Source organism: Maritalea sp. (assembly GCF_047634455.1).
In the GTDB taxonomy this organism is placed as follows: Bacteria; Pseudomonadota; Alphaproteobacteria; order Rhizobiales; family Devosiaceae; genus Maritalea.
Genome location: NZ_JBLIAI010000002.1, coordinates 105351 through 119622, shown reverse-complemented (window position 1 = coordinate 119622; position 14272 = coordinate 105351). Strand labels below are relative to the sequence as shown.

Annotated in this window: 16 protein-coding genes; 11 read left to right on the top strand and 5 right to left on the bottom strand. The window is 51.0% G+C overall.

The features are described 5' to 3' along the window. The first annotated feature begins 49 nt into the window (after nt 1-49). The 3 genes from ACJAZW_RS01505 (at nt 50) to ACJAZW_RS01495 (ending at nt 3042) form a co-directional block, all read left to right on the top strand. Nucleotides 50-610, top strand: coding sequence for a TRAP transporter small permease subunit (locus ACJAZW_RS01505; protein ID WP_415155083.1), 561 nt, complete (start codon nt 50-52; stop codon nt 608-610). Beyond that, complete coding sequence (locus ACJAZW_RS01500) at nt 607-1986, top strand: TRAP transporter large permease (RefSeq protein WP_415155082.1); 1380 nt, start codon at nt 607-609, stop codon at nt 1984-1986. Before ACJAZW_RS01505 ends, ACJAZW_RS01500 begins: the two co-directional genes overlap by 4 nt. Nucleotides 1987-2202: 216 nt before the next feature. Then, nucleotides 2203-3042, top strand: coding sequence for a TerC family protein (locus ACJAZW_RS01495; RefSeq protein ID WP_415155081.1), 840 nt, complete (start codon nt 2203-2205; stop codon nt 3040-3042). A gap of 45 nt (nt 3043-3087) precedes the next feature. Here the strand turns inward: ACJAZW_RS01495 and ACJAZW_RS01490 are convergent, their stop codons facing one another. Then, entirely contained in the window at nt 3088-4677 is a 1590-nt protein-coding gene (locus ACJAZW_RS01490; RefSeq protein ID WP_415155080.1) for an L-aspartate oxidase, read from the bottom strand. Nucleotides 4678-4902: 225 nt separating this feature from the next. On the opposite strand from ACJAZW_RS01490, the gene ACJAZW_RS01485 reads away from it, so the two are divergent. Then, entirely contained in the window at nt 4903-5406 is a 504-nt protein-coding gene (locus tag ACJAZW_RS01485) for a CreA family protein (protein WP_415155079.1), read from the top strand. A gap of 69 nt (nt 5407-5475) precedes the next feature. Next, nucleotides 5476-5685: a PhnA domain-containing protein gene (locus ACJAZW_RS01480; RefSeq protein WP_415155078.1), complete on the top strand. Its 210-nt coding sequence runs from the start codon at nt 5476-5478 to the stop codon at nt 5683-5685. Between the two features lie 56 nt (nt 5686-5741). Here the strand turns inward: ACJAZW_RS01480 and nadA are convergent, their stop codons facing one another. Continuing rightward, nucleotides 5742-6821 carry a quinolinate synthase NadA gene (gene nadA, locus ACJAZW_RS01475; RefSeq protein WP_415155077.1) on the bottom strand — a complete coding sequence of 360 codons (1080 nt, stop codon included), beginning with the start codon at nt 6819-6821 and terminating at the stop codon, nt 5742-5744. Nucleotides 6822-6965: 144 nt separating this feature from the next. On the opposite strand from nadA, the gene eda reads away from it, so the two are divergent. From eda to ACJAZW_RS01455, 4 genes are read left to right on the top strand one after another with little or no spacing between them, the layout of a single operon-like run. Continuing rightward, nucleotides 6966-7601, top strand: coding sequence for a bifunctional 4-hydroxy-2-oxoglutarate aldolase/2-dehydro-3-deoxy-phosphogluconate aldolase (gene eda, locus ACJAZW_RS01470; protein WP_415155076.1), 636 nt, complete (start codon nt 6966-6968; stop codon nt 7599-7601). A gap of 1 nt (nt 7602) precedes the next feature. Further along, nucleotides 7603-8325 (top strand): molybdate ABC transporter substrate-binding protein, encoded by a 723-nt coding sequence (gene modA / locus ACJAZW_RS01465; protein ID WP_415155075.1) that lies wholly within the window; start codon nt 7603-7605, stop codon nt 8323-8325. Next, on the top strand, nt 8322-9026 hold the full coding sequence (gene modB / locus ACJAZW_RS01460; protein ID WP_415155112.1) for a molybdate ABC transporter permease subunit: 705 nt from the start codon (nt 8322-8324) through the stop codon (nt 9024-9026). The genes modA and modB overlap by 4 nt, the downstream gene beginning before the upstream one ends. Then, complete coding sequence (locus ACJAZW_RS01455; RefSeq protein ID WP_415155074.1) at nt 9019-10044, top strand: molybdenum ABC transporter ATP-binding protein; 1026 nt, start codon at nt 9019-9021, stop codon at nt 10042-10044. Before modB ends, ACJAZW_RS01455 begins: the two co-directional genes overlap by 8 nt. On the opposite strand, the gene ACJAZW_RS01450 is transcribed toward ACJAZW_RS01455, so the two are convergent. The 3 genes from ACJAZW_RS01450 to ACJAZW_RS01440 all read right to left on the bottom strand — a co-directional run bounded on the left by ACJAZW_RS01450 (nt 10022) and on the right by ACJAZW_RS01440 (nt 11719). Beyond that, nucleotides 10022-10549 (bottom strand): DUF6886 family protein, encoded by a 528-nt coding sequence (locus ACJAZW_RS01450; RefSeq protein ID WP_415155073.1) that lies wholly within the window; start codon nt 10547-10549, stop codon nt 10022-10024. The genes ACJAZW_RS01455 and ACJAZW_RS01450 overlap by 23 nt on opposite strands. Further along, nucleotides 10546-11172 carry a trimeric intracellular cation channel family protein gene (locus ACJAZW_RS01445; RefSeq protein WP_415155072.1) on the bottom strand — a complete coding sequence of 209 codons (627 nt, stop codon included), beginning with the start codon at nt 11170-11172 and terminating at the stop codon, nt 10546-10548. The genes ACJAZW_RS01450 and ACJAZW_RS01445 overlap by 4 nt, the downstream gene beginning before the upstream one ends. A 127-nt stretch (nt 11173-11299) precedes the next feature. After that, the gene (locus ACJAZW_RS01440) at nt 11300-11719 is read right to left on the bottom strand and encodes a hypothetical protein (protein ID WP_415155071.1); all 420 of its coding nucleotides are present in this window, start codon (nt 11717-11719) and stop codon (nt 11300-11302) included. Between the two features lie 143 nt (nt 11720-11862). On the opposite strand from ACJAZW_RS01440, the gene ACJAZW_RS01435 reads away from it, so the two are divergent. Together ACJAZW_RS01435 and ACJAZW_RS01430 are read left to right on the top strand one after the other, a co-directional pair. Next, on the top strand, nt 11863-12657 hold the full coding sequence (locus ACJAZW_RS01435; protein ID WP_415155070.1) for a creatininase family protein: 795 nt from the start codon (nt 11863-11865) through the stop codon (nt 12655-12657). Between the two features lie 47 nt (nt 12658-12704). Further along, a complete protein-coding gene (locus tag ACJAZW_RS01430) occupies nt 12705-14258 on the top strand; it encodes a DUF1007 family protein (RefSeq protein WP_415155069.1) in 1554 nt (517 codons plus the stop codon). Nucleotides 14259-14272 lie beyond the last annotated feature (14 nt).

Below are 14272 nucleotides of genomic sequence, written 5' to 3'. Positions count from 1 at the left end.
CCTTTATTATACCCTATAGTGAGAAAAATGTTCCTTTGGGGGGAGTATAATGTCTGGGCTTATAACTGGCATCAGACTTGTGGCGGGGCTCATTGATCGTATCAATGAAATGGTAGGCCAAGTGTTGGCCTGGCTGGCGCTGCTGCTGGTTCTAAACGTCTTCATGGTTGTTGTTTTGCGGTACGTGTTTTCATCCGGCGATGTGTGGATGCAGGAGACTTATGTCTGGATGCATGCGTATGTTTTTATGCTTGGGGCGGGCTTTACGCTTTTGCACGATGGGCATGTACGGATCGACTTGATCTATTCTGGCGCGTCCGACCGCTACAAAGCATTTGTCAATTTGCTCGGGTCGATCTTTTTAGCGGCTCCGGTGCTTTGGCTGATTTACTCCCGCGGAATTGACTTCTTTTATCGCTCGTTTTCGCGAATGGAAACTTCGCCAGAAGCTGGCGGACTGCCCGCGTTGTTTCTGTTGAAAGCAGCCATCCCGGCGCTAGCTATTGTCCTTGGACTGCAGTTCTTGTCCCTGGCATTGCGGTCGCTGGACACAATCATTACAGGCGACCGTGTTCGTTTAGTAGAAGATGAAGATGAGCCATTAGTATGACCCCAGAAATCTTAGCTTTTGTAATGTTCGGGGTGACCATTGTTGTGTTGATCCTTGGATTTCCAGTGGCCTTGTCACTTGCTGGTTCGGCCATCATTTTTGCCTATATTGGCGACCAATTGGATCTGTTCAACTTTGTGTTTTTGAACCTGACACCGACACGGATTTTCTCAACCATGAAGAACGAGCCGCTAGTGGCGGTGCCGCTGTTTGTCTATATGGGGGTTATCCTCCAGCGATCGGATATTGCTGGGCAGTTGCTTGAATCTATGGGGCAATTGTTTGGCAAGGTGCGCGGTGGTCTTGGTTATTCCGTAATCATTGTTGGTGCGTTGTTGGCAGCCTCGACAGGCATTGTTGGCGCAACCGTTGTCACGATGGGCCTGATGAGCCTGCCGGTGATGCTTAAGGCGGGGTACAATCCCAAAGTTGCTGGCGGCATTATTTGTGCCTCCGGCACGTTGGGGCAGATCATTCCCCCCTCAATTGTGTTGGTATTGTTGGCCAACATATTGCAAGGCGTGAACGAAGAAGCTGCGGCTTTGACAGGAAATTTGGCTCCCGAACCCGTAACCGCAATTGATTTGTTCGCGGGTGCGCTGTTCCCCGGTTTGCTGCTCGTTGGGCTTTATTTGCTTTGGATATTTATCCTCACCATTATTCGCCCAGAAGACGTGCCATCAATGAAAGACGAAAGCGTTCACGCGCCAACAGTTGGCACATTGATACAAGCTGTCGCTCCACCGCTTATTCTTATCATTTTGGTGCTTGGCTCAATCTTGGCGGGCATCGCTACGCCAACGGAATCTGCGGCTGTTGGCGCTGTTGGTGCTGCTGTTTTGGCTTGGCGGGCAAAGCGGTTCAATTTCTCGCTCTTCAAAGAAGTAGGTCTTGAAACGGTCAAAGTGTCCTCAATGGTATTCTTGATCATTATTGGCGCCGGATTGTTCTCAACGGTCTTCAAAGGCTTTGGCGGTGATGATGTGATCGCAGAGTTTTTGCGCAACTTGCCTGGCGGCGCGTTCTCTGCACTCCTGATTGTCATGCTATTGATGTTCTTCCTTGGCTTCTTCTTAGATTTCATTGAAATCATATATGTAGTTGTGCCAATTGTTGGGCCAATTTTGATTGCCCTTGGCTATGATCCGCTTTGGCTGGGGATTATGATTGCGATTAATTTGCAAACCAGTTTCTTAACGCCGCCATTTGGATTTGCGCTGTTCTATTTACGGGGAGTCGCACCGGCGGAGTTCAAGACCAGTGATCTTTATGCGGGGGTGATGCCGTTCATTCTCATTCAGATTGTTGCATTGTCGATCCTGTGGATATTCCCTAGCGTTGTGACTTGGTTGCCCAGAACCTTGTTTTCTGGCTAAGCGGCGAAGGGCTATCGGTGAAATTGGGGCCGCGTCAGAGACTGACGCGGCCCCTTTCGTTCCTAGCCTTGCGAAATTTAGTTGGCAGCCCATGCGTTCGTACGGACGTTCATCTTCTTGACAAAGCTGTGCACTGAGTTTTCGCTTGGGGGTTGAGTTTGCGTTCGATTGTCTGCATTAGTTTTTTCCAAACATGTTTGATAGGTGGAGCGACTAATGGAAAGTTTATTCTCAGCGGAAAACTGGCTCACGCTTGTAATGCTCGTCGCGTTGCAAGCCGTGCTTGGTTTTGACAATCTTTTGTATATTTCGCTTGAATCCAAACGTGTGGAGGCTTCCAAGCAACAATTTGTGCGTCGGTGGGGTATCGGCATGGCGATATTTTTGCGGATCATCCTGCTGTTCTTGTTGGTACAAGTGATTGAACTGTTTCAAGCACCGTTTTTCTCGTTGAATCTGCCGGGGATTATTGAAACTCAGATGAATGTGCACGCGTTCATCGTTTTATTTGGCGGTGGATTTATTATCTACACCGCAATTCAAGAGATATTTCACATGATCTCAGTGCATGATTTGCATAGCGAAGGAGATGGAAAGCGCAAGCGTTCGGTTGCGATGACGATCTTTTGGTTGGTGGCGATGAACATGGTGTTCTCATTTGACAGTGTATTGTCCTCGATTGCTTTGACCGATGTGTTCTGGGTGATGGCGTTGGCGATTGTCATCTCTGGCGTCCTGATGATTGTTTTGTCGGATTATGTGGCCGACTTTTTAGATCGCAATCGGATGTACCAAGTGCTGGGCCTGTTTATCTTGTTGTTGGTGGGAATATTGCTGTTGTCAGAAGGTGGACATTTGGCACACCTCAAGCTGTTTGGTTATGATGTGTTGCCGATGGCGAAAACCACGTTCTACTTCGTGTTGTTCGTCATGGTGGCCGTCGATGTTGTTCAGAGCCGCTACCAGAAAAAGTTGATGCTTGAACGTGAGTTGCGCGAAAAGCTTATTCGCAAAGTCGTAAAAGACGGAGATGGCGCGGCCAAAAGCCACGCCTAATCATTCGGTTGGGTCCTAGGGTCTGAACTCAATTGAGTTCAGACCCTAGGCCGATGCGCGGATTTTCAGCGCGTCGGTTAGGGTCATAGTGGTGTGGTCTTTGAAGGCGGGGTCTTTCTCTGGAAAATCGGTACGGAAATGTCCGCCCCGGCTTTCTGTGCGTTTAAGAGCTGCAGCGGCCACCAAAGTGGCTGACGTGGTCATGTTGAGGAATGAGCGCGTTACTTCTGTTGCGGTTTCTTCCAGCGTTTGGATTTTGCGCAGCGCAAGGCGCAAGCCTTCTTCGTTGCGTTCAACACCCACATGGTTCGTCATAATGTGTCTAAGTTCTTGCACCGTATCAAGGTTGCGCAATACACGTTCGGCTTCTTCACCCTCGGCCTCATTCCATTCAATGCCCAAATATGGTGGCAAGCTCTTGTTGATCGGCTCAAGGCCGGAAATGTCTTCTGCAATACGAGACCCAAAGACCACCGCTTCAAGCAAGGAATTTGACGCTAAGCGGTTCGCCCCATGCAGGCCTGTGCAAGATGCTTCACCGCACACCCAAAGACCAGCCAGAGATGATCTGCCGCGATCATCAACTTTGACGCCGCCCATGTGGAAGTGTGCGGCGGGGGTCACTGGAATCATATCCGTTACCGGATCAATGCCCGCTTCCTTGCAATAATTCGCAACGGTTGGGAACGCGGTTAGAATGCGTTCGCCCAAGACTTTTCTTGTGTCCAGAAAGACTTTGCGCCCGGCCTGAATTTGCCTGAAACCTGCGCGGGCCACAACATCCCGAGGTGCCAGTTCTGCGTCCTCGTGCTCATCAAGCATAAAGCGGACGCCCAAGTCATTGACCAATATCGCGCCTTCACCGCGCAACGCTTCGGTCGCAAGTGGCGCTGGGTCTTGCCCCACGGCCATTGCTGTTGGGTGGAATTGCACAAATTCACTGTCAGCAATCAATGCACCTGCGCGGGCTGCCATGCCCATGGCGTGGCCGCGAACGCCAGGCGGGTTCGTCGTGACTGCATAAAGCCCACCGAGTCCACCAGCAGCTAACACTGTGGCTCGAGCACGGATCAGCACAGGCTCCGCATAGCGATCACCCAGTTTACGGGCATAAACACCGATCACGCGGCCATCGGCCCGGGCCAGATCAACAGCTGTTATGCCCTCAACGATGCGAATGGAGGGGGTATTGCGCACTTCTTCGATTAAAGCGGCCATGATTTCGCGACCCGCGCGATCCCCCGAAACACGCACAACCCGGTTGACCGAATGGGCGGCTTCTTTTGATAGAATGAAGCTGCCATCCTCGGCGCGATCAAAGGGGGTGCCCCATTTGGCCAGGTCGTTTATACGATCTGCGGCCTCGGCGGCAACGGATTGTGCCACTTCAAAATCCACAATGCCTGCACCTGCAATATCTGTGTCCCGCGCATGTGCTTCGGCGCTATCGCCTTTGCCAACTGCTGCGGCAACGCCGCCTTGTGCCCAAGAAGACGAAGCGCCTGTGCCCAAAGGTTTGGGCGACAAGACCGTAACCGGTCGCGGTGCGAGTTTTAGCGCACAAAAAAGTCCGGCGAGCCCTGCGCCGACAACCAGCGCACCCTCTGCATTCAGGACATTGTCGTAAATGGTCATTGGCATTTCTCGTGTTTGGAATGGGAGTTTTGTCAGGCTGAATGCTCAGATGTCTTTTCGGATTCGCATTGTTCGCTGGCACGGTACATAGATTGAGCATTTATTGGAAGGGTGCCTGCGGTCGCATCTGGAACAGGCCCGACAGTTTGTTCGGTGTCTGACTTGCAATCATCATGTTGAGTGCCCAACTGTGTTGCAGCTTGGATGAACGCAAAGGACAGTTTTATGAGAAAAATAGTTGTGGCCGCCGCCCTGATTTCTGCCGCGCTTTTGGCACCTTCGGCGCAAGCTGAGGAAGTGGGAAAAATTGGCGTTGATTGGGTTGGCAATGACATTTTGATCGAAGCGGTTCAGGACCGCGAAATTGACGGCGTCACTTGCCACCTTGCCTATTTTGATCGTGGCTTTTTTGATCGTTTGTCCAAAGGCAATTGGTTTGAGGACCCTTCCAATTCGTCAATCGCATGTCGCGTGACTGGGCCTGTTACGATTGGTGATATCGACATGGATAAGGATGGCGAGGAAGTTTTTAAAGAGGGCCGTTCGTTCCTTTGGAAGAAACTGGTGGTCAAACGTATTTACGATCAGCCCAACAACACGTTGATTTATCTCTCACATACTCGTGAAGTTGCAGAAGGGTCGGCAAAGATGTCGATTTCCACGGTGCCGCTTTACGGCGCAGAGGTGACTTGGAGTGACAAATATTGGCCAAACGGCAAACCTGAATAGGTTTTTGCGCGACAATTTGGTCGAAGTCGGTTATGCCTCGCTCAATCAATTTGAGCGAGGGTTTTTGAAATGAGTGCACGTGATTGCAATGGCGCAGAACTAGAAGATGGCGACAGTGTTCAGGTCAATAAAGACCTCAAGGTTAAGGGCATGTCCAAAACCTTGAAACGTGGCACCACGATCAAGAATATTCACACCACGGATAAAGACAGTGAAGTTGAATGCCGGATTGGCAAGTCAACGATTGTTTTGCGCACTGAGTTTTTGAAGAAAGCTTAGGCACAAAAAGCCGAGGATCGCTCCACGGCTTTGTTCATTTCGCCTATCAAACAAAACTATTTCCGTTTGGCTCTTTTGTCTTTGCCAAATTCAATCATGCGTTCTACAGCGCCACGGGCTTTTTCAGCAATGGCCGGGTCAACTGTGACCTCTTCGGTGCCTGTATGCAGGGACCACAGAATATTTTCCAAATTGATGCGTTTCATGTGCGGGCAGATATTACAGCCCTTAAGAAACTGAACGCCGGGCGTTTCTGCGGCAACGTTGTCCGACATTGAGCACTCAGTGACCATGACGACATTTTTCGGCTTTTTGGTTTTGACCCAATTGATCATGCCAGACGTTGAACCAGAAAAATCGCATGCATCGATAACTTCGGTCGGGCATTCCGGATGCGCGATGATTTTTGCGCCGGGGTAAGATTCGCGCAATTCAGCGATATCAGCCGCAGTGAAAGTTTCATGCACTTCGCAAGCGCCCGCCCAAGTGATGATTTTCTTTTTGGTCTTCTTGGCAGTGTTTTGCGCCAAATATTGATCGGGGATCATCATGATCGTGTCGCTGTCCAAGCCCTCGACAATGTCGAGCGCGTTGGATGAGGTGCAACAAATATCGGTGACCGCTTTCACTTCGGCTGACGTGTTCACGTACGTCACCACGGGTACGCCCGGATATTGGGCGCGCATCGCCATCACGTCTTCTGCGGTAATGGAAGACGCCAGCGAGCAACCAGCACGCGCATCAGGAATGAGCACGGTTTTTTCGGGGTTCAACAGTTTTGAGGTTTCCGCCATGAAGTGCACGCCGCACTGAATGATGGTGGATTGACTTACTTTGGTCGCCTCAATGGCCAGCTGTAAACTGTCGCCCACAACATCGGCCACGCCATGATAGATTTGCGGCGTTTGATAGTTGTGCGCCAAGATCACCGCGTCTTTTTCGCGCTTCAACTGATTGATTTGGCGAATCAGGGGCGCATAAAACTGCCATTCGATCTCGGGGATCAGGTCTTTGACATGTTCATAGATTGGGGCGGTTTCTTTTTCCACAGCCTTAGTGAACTTAAGGTCAAATAGACCTTTCAATATGTCGCGCGCTTCATCCAGCGGGGTAACAGAATTGATCAATTGAGCCATTGTTTCGCCCTTTGTGTGCCTCGTTGATCGGGAACTTAGGTATTTTTATTGTGTATTTCAATTGATCCTTCGTGCTAAAGCCCAAACCAATGTCGATTATCCCGCAAATCTGGTTGCGGTGTTTTTTTTGGAGAAAGGCAGATCATGGCCCAAAATGTTGCAAAACTGACCCCAATTTTGTCCGCTGCACCTGTGGTGCCCGTCATTGTGCTTGACGATTTGGATGCTGCCGAACCGTTGGCACGTGCACTTGTTAAAGGCGGTTTGCCTGCGCTTGAGGTGACTTTGCGCACGCCAAATGCTCTGGCGATCATCAAAGCGATGGCCAAAGTCGAAGGCGCATTCGTTGGTTCAGGCACGGTGCGCAACAGAGCGCAAATCGAGCAATCCATTGAAGCTGGTGCTCAGTTCATGGTGTCACCGGGCGCGCCGCTTAATCTTTTGAGCGATGCGTTGGCGTATGATGTGCCGTTGTTGCCCGGCGTTTCGACCGCCACGGAAGCGATGGCCGCCTCGGACGCGGGCTACACTTATTTGAAGCTGTTCCCAGCAGAAGCCGTGGGTGGCGCTAAACTGTTGAAGAGTTTTTCTTCTCCTTTGCCTGACCTAATGTTTTGCCCAACGGGTGGCGTTAGCCCAGAAAATGCGATGGACTATCTTTGTTTGCCAAATGTGATTTGTGTTGGCGGATCGTGGATTGTGCCCGCTGACGCGATTAAAAATCGCGACTTTGACAGGATTGAAGCCTTGGCGCGCGAAGCGTCAAAAATCGGAAAATAGGATGATGTGGCGGCTAAGTTTTGCACTAGCGATGTTGGTGTCGATGGTTGCTCAGCCCGCTTTCGCTGAGGCCAAAATCTTTGTCGCGGCTAGTCTTGTGGATGTGGTTCAAGGTTTGGTTGATGCTTCGGGCATTGACGGTTTGAGCGTGGTTGCTGGCAGTAGTTCGAGTGTGGCCCGGCAAATCAAAGCTGGTGCGCCAGCCGATATATATATTTCAGCCAACAAGGAATGGGCAGAATTTGTTGCCAATCAGCAAGAATTGCTGCCACTTTTCTCCAACCGGTTGGTCCTTGTCTCGCACCAAGACGTGACTTTGCCCGAAATTGGTGGCTTGCCGGAATTGCTCGGGAAAAAGCGTTTGGCGATTGCCGATCCTAACCATGTTCCTGCAGGTATATATGCGCGGGAAGCGTTAAAATATATGGGACTGTGGGCGGATGTTCAAAATCAGGTTGCACCTGCGGATAATGTGCGGGCGGCAGCAAGATTGGTACAAGTTGGCGCAGCGCCATTCGGGATAGTCTATGCTTCTGATGCACAGCTTTTGGGCATGAATATTGCGTATGAATTTTCTCAAGTTGCGCACACACCTATCATATATTGGGCAGTGCAGCTTGGCGTACAAAATCCAGAAGCTGCGGAGTTTATGGGTTTCCTTGGCAGCGACGCAGCACATGTTATAGTTGCCGCCTATGGGTTTTTACCGCTTGAGGAACAATAGTGTCGGCACAGATTTGGTCCATTATTTTCTTGTCGCTGCAAGTGGCCGTTTTCGCTTTGCTTTGGGCCGTGCCGTTGGCGTTTGGTCTGGCCTACCTGTTGGCGCGCAAGCAGTTTGTTGGTCGCCAACTGCTTAGCGCCATAATTATGCTGCCGCTCGTAATGCCGCCGGTGGTCACCGGGTTGGTACTTTTGTATCTGTTCGGCCCCTTGGGACCGATTGGGTTGCTGCTTGCACCATTGGGCATCTCATTTGCCTTCAATTCGGCCGGGGCCAGTTTGGCAGCGGGTCTGGTGGCACTGCCGCTGATCGTGAGGCCGATCCGACTATCGCTGGAGGCTGTTGATCCAAATTTGGAAGAGGCTTTGGCTGTTGCAGGTAAAACGAGCTGGCAACGGTTTAAAATGCTGTATTTGCCCATGTCATTGCCCGGCATCATTGCTGGGGGGATATTGGGTTTTGCCAAAGCGCTCGGGGAGTTTGGTGCAACGATTACGTTTGTTGCCAATATTCCGGGCGAAACACAAACATTTTCATTAGCGATCCACGCAGCATTGCAGCGGTTTGATGGACAGCAAACGGTGTTGATGCTTAGCCTTGTTTCCATTTCAATTTCAGTAGTTGCAGTTCTTTGTTCTGAGTATCTTTTGAATTGGCTGCAAAACCGAATGATGGGTGAACGCGTGGTGCGTCATGCTTGAGGTGCAGATCAAAGGCATGCGGGGCAATCTTGGTTCTGAGTTTTTGTTTACAGCGCCGCAAGGCATTACCGCAATTGTTGGCCCGTCCGGGGCGGGCAAAACTTCGATGCTGCGGGTGCTGGCGGGGCTTGATACGCCTGTTGACGCCAACGTTCAGCTGAGTGGGAAAGCGCTGGTGGGCAAGCCAGAAGCGCGAAAGATCGGCATGGTGTTTCAGGAACCACGTTTGCTGCCACATCTGAGCGTGCGCGGGAATATTGAATTGGGGCGCAAAAGTGCACTTTCAGTTACAAGCCTTGCACAGCAACTCGAAATTGAACCGATTTTGGATCGTTCGCCGCGCAACCTGTCGGGTGGTGAAAAACAGCGGGTGATGATTGCGCGGGCTTTGTTCGGCGAACCAAAACTGATGCTGTTTGATGAGCCATTGAGTGCAATTGACCCGCGCCTAAAAGCTGAACTCATTTCGCTCATCCGCACGCAGTTTGCGACCGCACAAATCCCCGTGCTTTATGTCACGCATCAAATGGATGAGGCGGCGCAGTTGGCGCAAAAGCTGATCGCCATTGAGGACGGCAAAATCATTGCCCAAGGGCCGTTGGCAGAAACAATGGCGCAGCTTGATGGTCCCGCATTTTTTGAGAACGGCATCACCAGTGTTATTACAGGCAAGGTACGCTCGGTTGATGCTGACTTTGATTTGGCCTGCATATCCGTGGGTCAGCAATCTGTTGATCTGCCACATCGTAAGCTGAATGTCGGGGATGATGTGCAACTGCGCATTTGGGCCAGAGATGTGATGTTGGCCAAAACCCGCCTGACGGGCTTGAGTGCGCGCAACCAGCTTCAAGGCAATGTTGAACACATTCGGGTGCTGGACAAAGCGCAGGCAGATGTGATTGTGCGTGTCGAACAAAATGTGGTCCGCGCCCGGGTGATGCTCAAAACCATATCAGAGCTTGAAATGGAAATTGGTCAGCCAATGTTTGTGATTTTCAAATCGGCGTCGGTGGAATAGGCGCGGCGTTGCGCATGCGGATCATCGAAAATGCGAAGCTGGATCCCAATACCATTTCACGAAAACTGTGGAGTTCGGCGAGAATTTCTAGTCTAGCGCCCAATAGGTTGAGCTGGCGTAAGGGGTCTTCGACAACCGCTTTGTCAATCGGTGTTTGTATTGTGGTGGATGTGAAATAGCCCGCGTTTGGGTCTGCCAAAGTAAATCCAGCACTGTCAAAACAATAGGCGTAAAGCTTTGTGTTTTCGGTCCGCTGAAACCATGTTTGTTCGATGGCAATAACAGAACTCACGTTTGAAAGTTTTGCGCGGTCCGGTTCAAGAGTTGCAGCATCGGCCCATATGCAGATGCGCGGGCAGTCTCTTGGGAACAGGTAATTCTGCACACGCGCGGTCGATATTGCCCACACACTGTTGTTGCCGTGGCGATCCGGGCGTGGCTCAAATTGTTCAATGTTGGGGTCTTCAGAGATATGATAGAGTTTTTGGTCGAGGAACCGGATCAATAGTCGCGCCCTTCGCGTGGTTTGTATCTTGGGATTTTCCAACCAAATTGAATGGCGCCCGCGCGGACCACAAAACCAATTGTTGTGCCCAGAATAGCGGCATAGAATAATGGCATGCCCGCATAAACCAATGCCATGTATCCGCCAGCGGCAGCTAAAGCTGCGGTCGCATAAATCTCGTCCTGCAAAATCAGGACATTTTCGTCGCAAACCACGTCCCGGATCATGCCGCCAAAGGTGGCGGTCATGACGCCCAAAGCGGTCGCAACGAAGAAACCTGCGCCGTTGGTGTGCGCAATGTGTGCGCCAAGTACGCCATAGGCCGCCAGACCAATCGCATCGAGCCAGAGCAAAGCAATATAGCGGCGCTGGATTAAGTGAGATGCAAAAAACGCAACGACAGCAATGGCCAAACAGGTGACCAAATAGGTTTGGTCGACAATCCAAAAAACGGGCCGATCAAGAATGAGATCGCGCAGCGTGCCACCGCCTAATCCGGTGAGGGTGGCAAGCAATGCAAAGCCGATAATGTCCATTTGTCGACGGCTGGCCACCAGCGCGCCGGTGGTTGCAAATATGGCGACCCCAAACAGATCGAGATAGTAAATTGGCACGATAAACATCAAGGACTCCAGCCAAATCAGCGCGTGGAGATTAGTATCTCTATTTTACGGTGGAAGTAAAATTGCTAATTGCGGAGCCTGATATTTCAAGCCGCGTATGGCTGATTATTGAGCAATGAAACGTACCTCAAAAACTATCGGCTAACCTGTGTAGCGCTTTTTTGAGTTTCTTGGCTTTTTTGGGCGCAAATTGCGCGCGCAGTTGTTTGTCCAACGTCTGCCAATGGTGCTCTAGTGCATCGATCAGCCGTTGGCCGCCTTCGGTGAGTGTTACGTCTAGGTCTTCGCCGTCAGTTGACGGAATGCAGCTGACCAAAGCAATGTTTTGAAACCGAAACAAAATGGTGCGCAGGGTCTTTCTGTCTAACCCCAGTTCAAACAACATTTCTGAGAACTCTGTATCTGGGTTGCCATTGAGCCAAAGCAATATGGCATCATCACCCGGCACCAATCCCAATTCGCGTAGAGGCGCAAGGGCGGCTTGGCGGCTTAATGCGCCCGCTTCGATGAGGGCGAATAGAAGGGTGTTTTCGGTTTTCTTGGCCATAGTGCTTTTTAGCCCAATAGTTTTAGCAAATAGAATTCATGGCTAAGACTATCGCTAATCGGTTAATTTGAACTGACCCGCTTTGCAAACAACATAAATACTGGCAAAACCAACTCGAACGACCTTTTCGGAGACACGTATAGATGCCGATCTTCAATCTGATGGAACTGAAACGCGATGAGTTGGCACAATTGGTGGACGCACAGACTGTTGGTGTATTGCCGGTGGCGGCAATCGAGCCGCACGGGCCACACCTGCCGCTGTCAACGGATTGTGACATTGCCGCAGGACATTTGAACGCCGCACATGATTTGAAGATAGATGCAAATGTTTTGATGTTCCCCATTCAGCACATCGGGGCCAGCGACGAGCATGATCATTTTGTTGGCACGCTTAGTTTTGATGCAGAGCATCTTTTTCAAAGTTGGTACGCAGTTGGCGCACGCTTCCATGCGTGGGGTGGGCGGCGTTTGATCATCATGTCGTCACATGGCGGCAATAGTGCGGTGGTTGACCAATTGATTTTGGCATTGCGCCGCGATTTTTCCATGCTCGCTGTGTCGTCGGCATGGTTGCGGTTTGGGCAACCTGACGGTTTGTTTTCTGATCAAGAACTCAAATATGGCATTCATGGTGGTGACATTGAAACATCCTTGATGCTGCATTTCGCGCCGCAAAAAGTCGACATGGGTCGAGCTGAAAAATGTGAAAGCAAGCTTGAGAAAATTGAGACATCAGCGACGCATCTGTCAGGCTACGGCAAACATCATTTCGGCTGGATGAGCCAAGACCTGAATAGCCAAGGCGTTGTTGGCGATGCATCTGTTGCAACTGCAAAAAAGGGTGCAGCAAGCGCTGCGCATGTGCAGCGGTGCTTTGCAGAGCTGGTAAAAGACGTCGCCCAGTTTGATTTGACGTTATTTGATGGGGCAGAATAGCGCGCTGATGCTCTAGTTCGCGGATAAGTATGCCATAAGGCGAAAAAATGGATCGGTTTGTGCGACAAATATTTACAGCGTTGATGCTGCTTCTGACTTTGGCTACCGGCGCAATTGCGCACCCGCACATTTTTATCGATGCGCGCGTTGTGGTTGTGTTTAGCGACCAAGGTGAAATGGTCGGGCTGCGTCAGGCATGGACGTTCGATCCGCTTTATTCGGCGTGGGCAATACAAGGGTTGGATGAAGATGGTGACGGGGTGCCGTCGAGCGATGAGTTGCAGCCTTTAGCAGATGACAATATGTTGGGCTTGAAGGAATTCAACTATTACACGGTCGCTGGTTTAAAAGGTGGGGCAAATATCCCATTTCTTGCCGGGCGTGACGCGCGCATGGAATATGACGGTACAAACTTGCAACTGGCGTTTGTTGTGGACTTTGAAACACCAGTTGCCCCAACTTCTGATATTGAAATTGAAGTGGCAGACCCTGAATATTATTCGGGCTTTCAATTTGCTGAAGGCGACGCGGTTTTCTTCGACAACGCGCCTGAAATATGCACGGCGGAGGTAAACGGGCCGCGCCCAATCGACCCAGCAATAGAACAGCAGCTTTATGCGCTTGGCACCGACGTGTTTGAGTTGCCTGAAGAATTGGCGCAAGCGGTCAAAGACTTGTCCAATGTGATTATTGTGCGTTGTGGTGAGCAGGAACGCGTTGAAGCGGCTCCTGTTGTGAAGCAAAAGCCGAAGGGGTCGCCCTTTGTTGCGCCGCCGCGGGAACTCAATTTGGGCGGGCAGCAGTCAGGGTTTTTTGGTTGGATTAACAGCCAGCAAAAGGCATTTTATCGCGCGCTGACGGATGCAATGGCGCAGATGCGCACCGACGGTAGTGCGTTCTGGGTGCTGGGCGGCTTGAGCTTTTTATATGGCGTTTTCCATGCTGCGGGGCCCGGACACGGCAAGATTGTGATCTCGTCCTACATGGTGGCGAATGAAAGTGAGTTGCGGCAAGGTATTTTGTTGAGTTTTGCGACCGCATTGATGCAGTCTGTGGTGGCTGTGGTTTTCGTTTTGGTTGCTGCAAGCGTGTTGCGGCTGACGAGTTTTGCAATGTCGGATGCGGCCCATTGGATGGCGGTGACCTCGTATGCACTGGTGATGATGCTTGGTCTGTGGTTGATCTGGCGAAAACTGTCTAAGCAAAATCACCATGCACATCACGATCATGAGCATGATGAGGGCTGTGATGGCCATCATACACCAGAGCCAGGACAATTTCGCGGGCGTTCGTGGCGCGAGCAGTTGGGGCTGATTATGTCCGTGGGGTTAAGACCCTGTTCAGGGGCGCTGGTGGTTTTGGCTTTTGCGCTCTCCCAGCAATTGCTGCTTGCCGGCATCGCCGCCACATTTTTGATGGGGTTGGGTACCGCAATCACCGTATCAGGGCTCGCCGCGATTGCCGTCTATTTCAAAAACTTTGCCAAAACCCGAGCAGCAGCAAAGGGCGGGTTCTGGCATGAGGTGCTGGGCACAGCTGAATTGGTCGGTGCGTTTCTGGTTTTTGGATTTGGCGCATTGCTGTTGTTCTCTTCGTTTTAGACCGAACGGTATTT

Bases quoted from the DNA above. Each gene is read 5' to 3' on its own strand.
- ACJAZW_RS01495 (WP_415155081.1), top strand. From the start codon at position 2,203: ATGGAAAGTTTATTCTCAGCGGAAAACTGGCTCACGCTTGTAATGCTC.
- ACJAZW_RS01500 (WP_415155082.1), top strand. From the start codon at position 607: ATGACCCCAGAAATCTTAGCTTTTGTAATGTTCGGGGTGACCATTGTT.
- eda (WP_415155076.1), top strand. From the start codon at position 6,966: ATGGCCCAAAATGTTGCAAAACTGACCCCAATTTTGTCCGCTGCACCT.
- ACJAZW_RS01430 (WP_415155069.1), top strand. From the start codon at position 12,705: ATGGATCGGTTTGTGCGACAAATATTTACAGCGTTGATGCTGCTTCTG.
- ACJAZW_RS01445 (WP_415155072.1), bottom strand. From the start codon at position 11,172: ATGTTTATCGTGCCAATTTACTATCTCGATCTGTTTGGGGTCGCCATA.
- ACJAZW_RS01505 (WP_415155083.1), top strand. From the start codon at position 50: ATGTCTGGGCTTATAACTGGCATCAGACTTGTGGCGGGGCTCATTGAT.
- ACJAZW_RS01435 (WP_415155070.1), top strand. From the start codon at position 11,863: ATGCCGATCTTCAATCTGATGGAACTGAAACGCGATGAGTTGGCACAA.
- ACJAZW_RS01480 (WP_415155078.1), top strand. From the start codon at position 5,476: ATGAGTGCACGTGATTGCAATGGCGCAGAACTAGAAGATGGCGACAGT.
- ACJAZW_RS01490 (WP_415155080.1), bottom strand. From the start codon at position 4,677: ATGACCATTTACGACAATGTCCTGAATGCAGAGGGTGCGCTGGTTGTC.
- nadA (WP_415155077.1), bottom strand. From the start codon at position 6,821: ATGGCTCAATTGATCAATTCTGTTACCCCGCTGGATGAAGCGCGCGAC.
- modA (WP_415155075.1), top strand. From the start codon at position 7,603: ATGATGTGGCGGCTAAGTTTTGCACTAGCGATGTTGGTGTCGATGGTT.
- ACJAZW_RS01440 (WP_415155071.1), bottom strand. From the start codon at position 11,719: ATGGCCAAGAAAACCGAAAACACCCTTCTATTCGCCCTCATCGAAGCG.
- ACJAZW_RS01485 (WP_415155079.1), top strand. From the start codon at position 4,903: ATGAGAAAAATAGTTGTGGCCGCCGCCCTGATTTCTGCCGCGCTTTTG.
- ACJAZW_RS01455 (WP_415155074.1), top strand. From the start codon at position 9,019: ATGCTTGAGGTGCAGATCAAAGGCATGCGGGGCAATCTTGGTTCTGAG.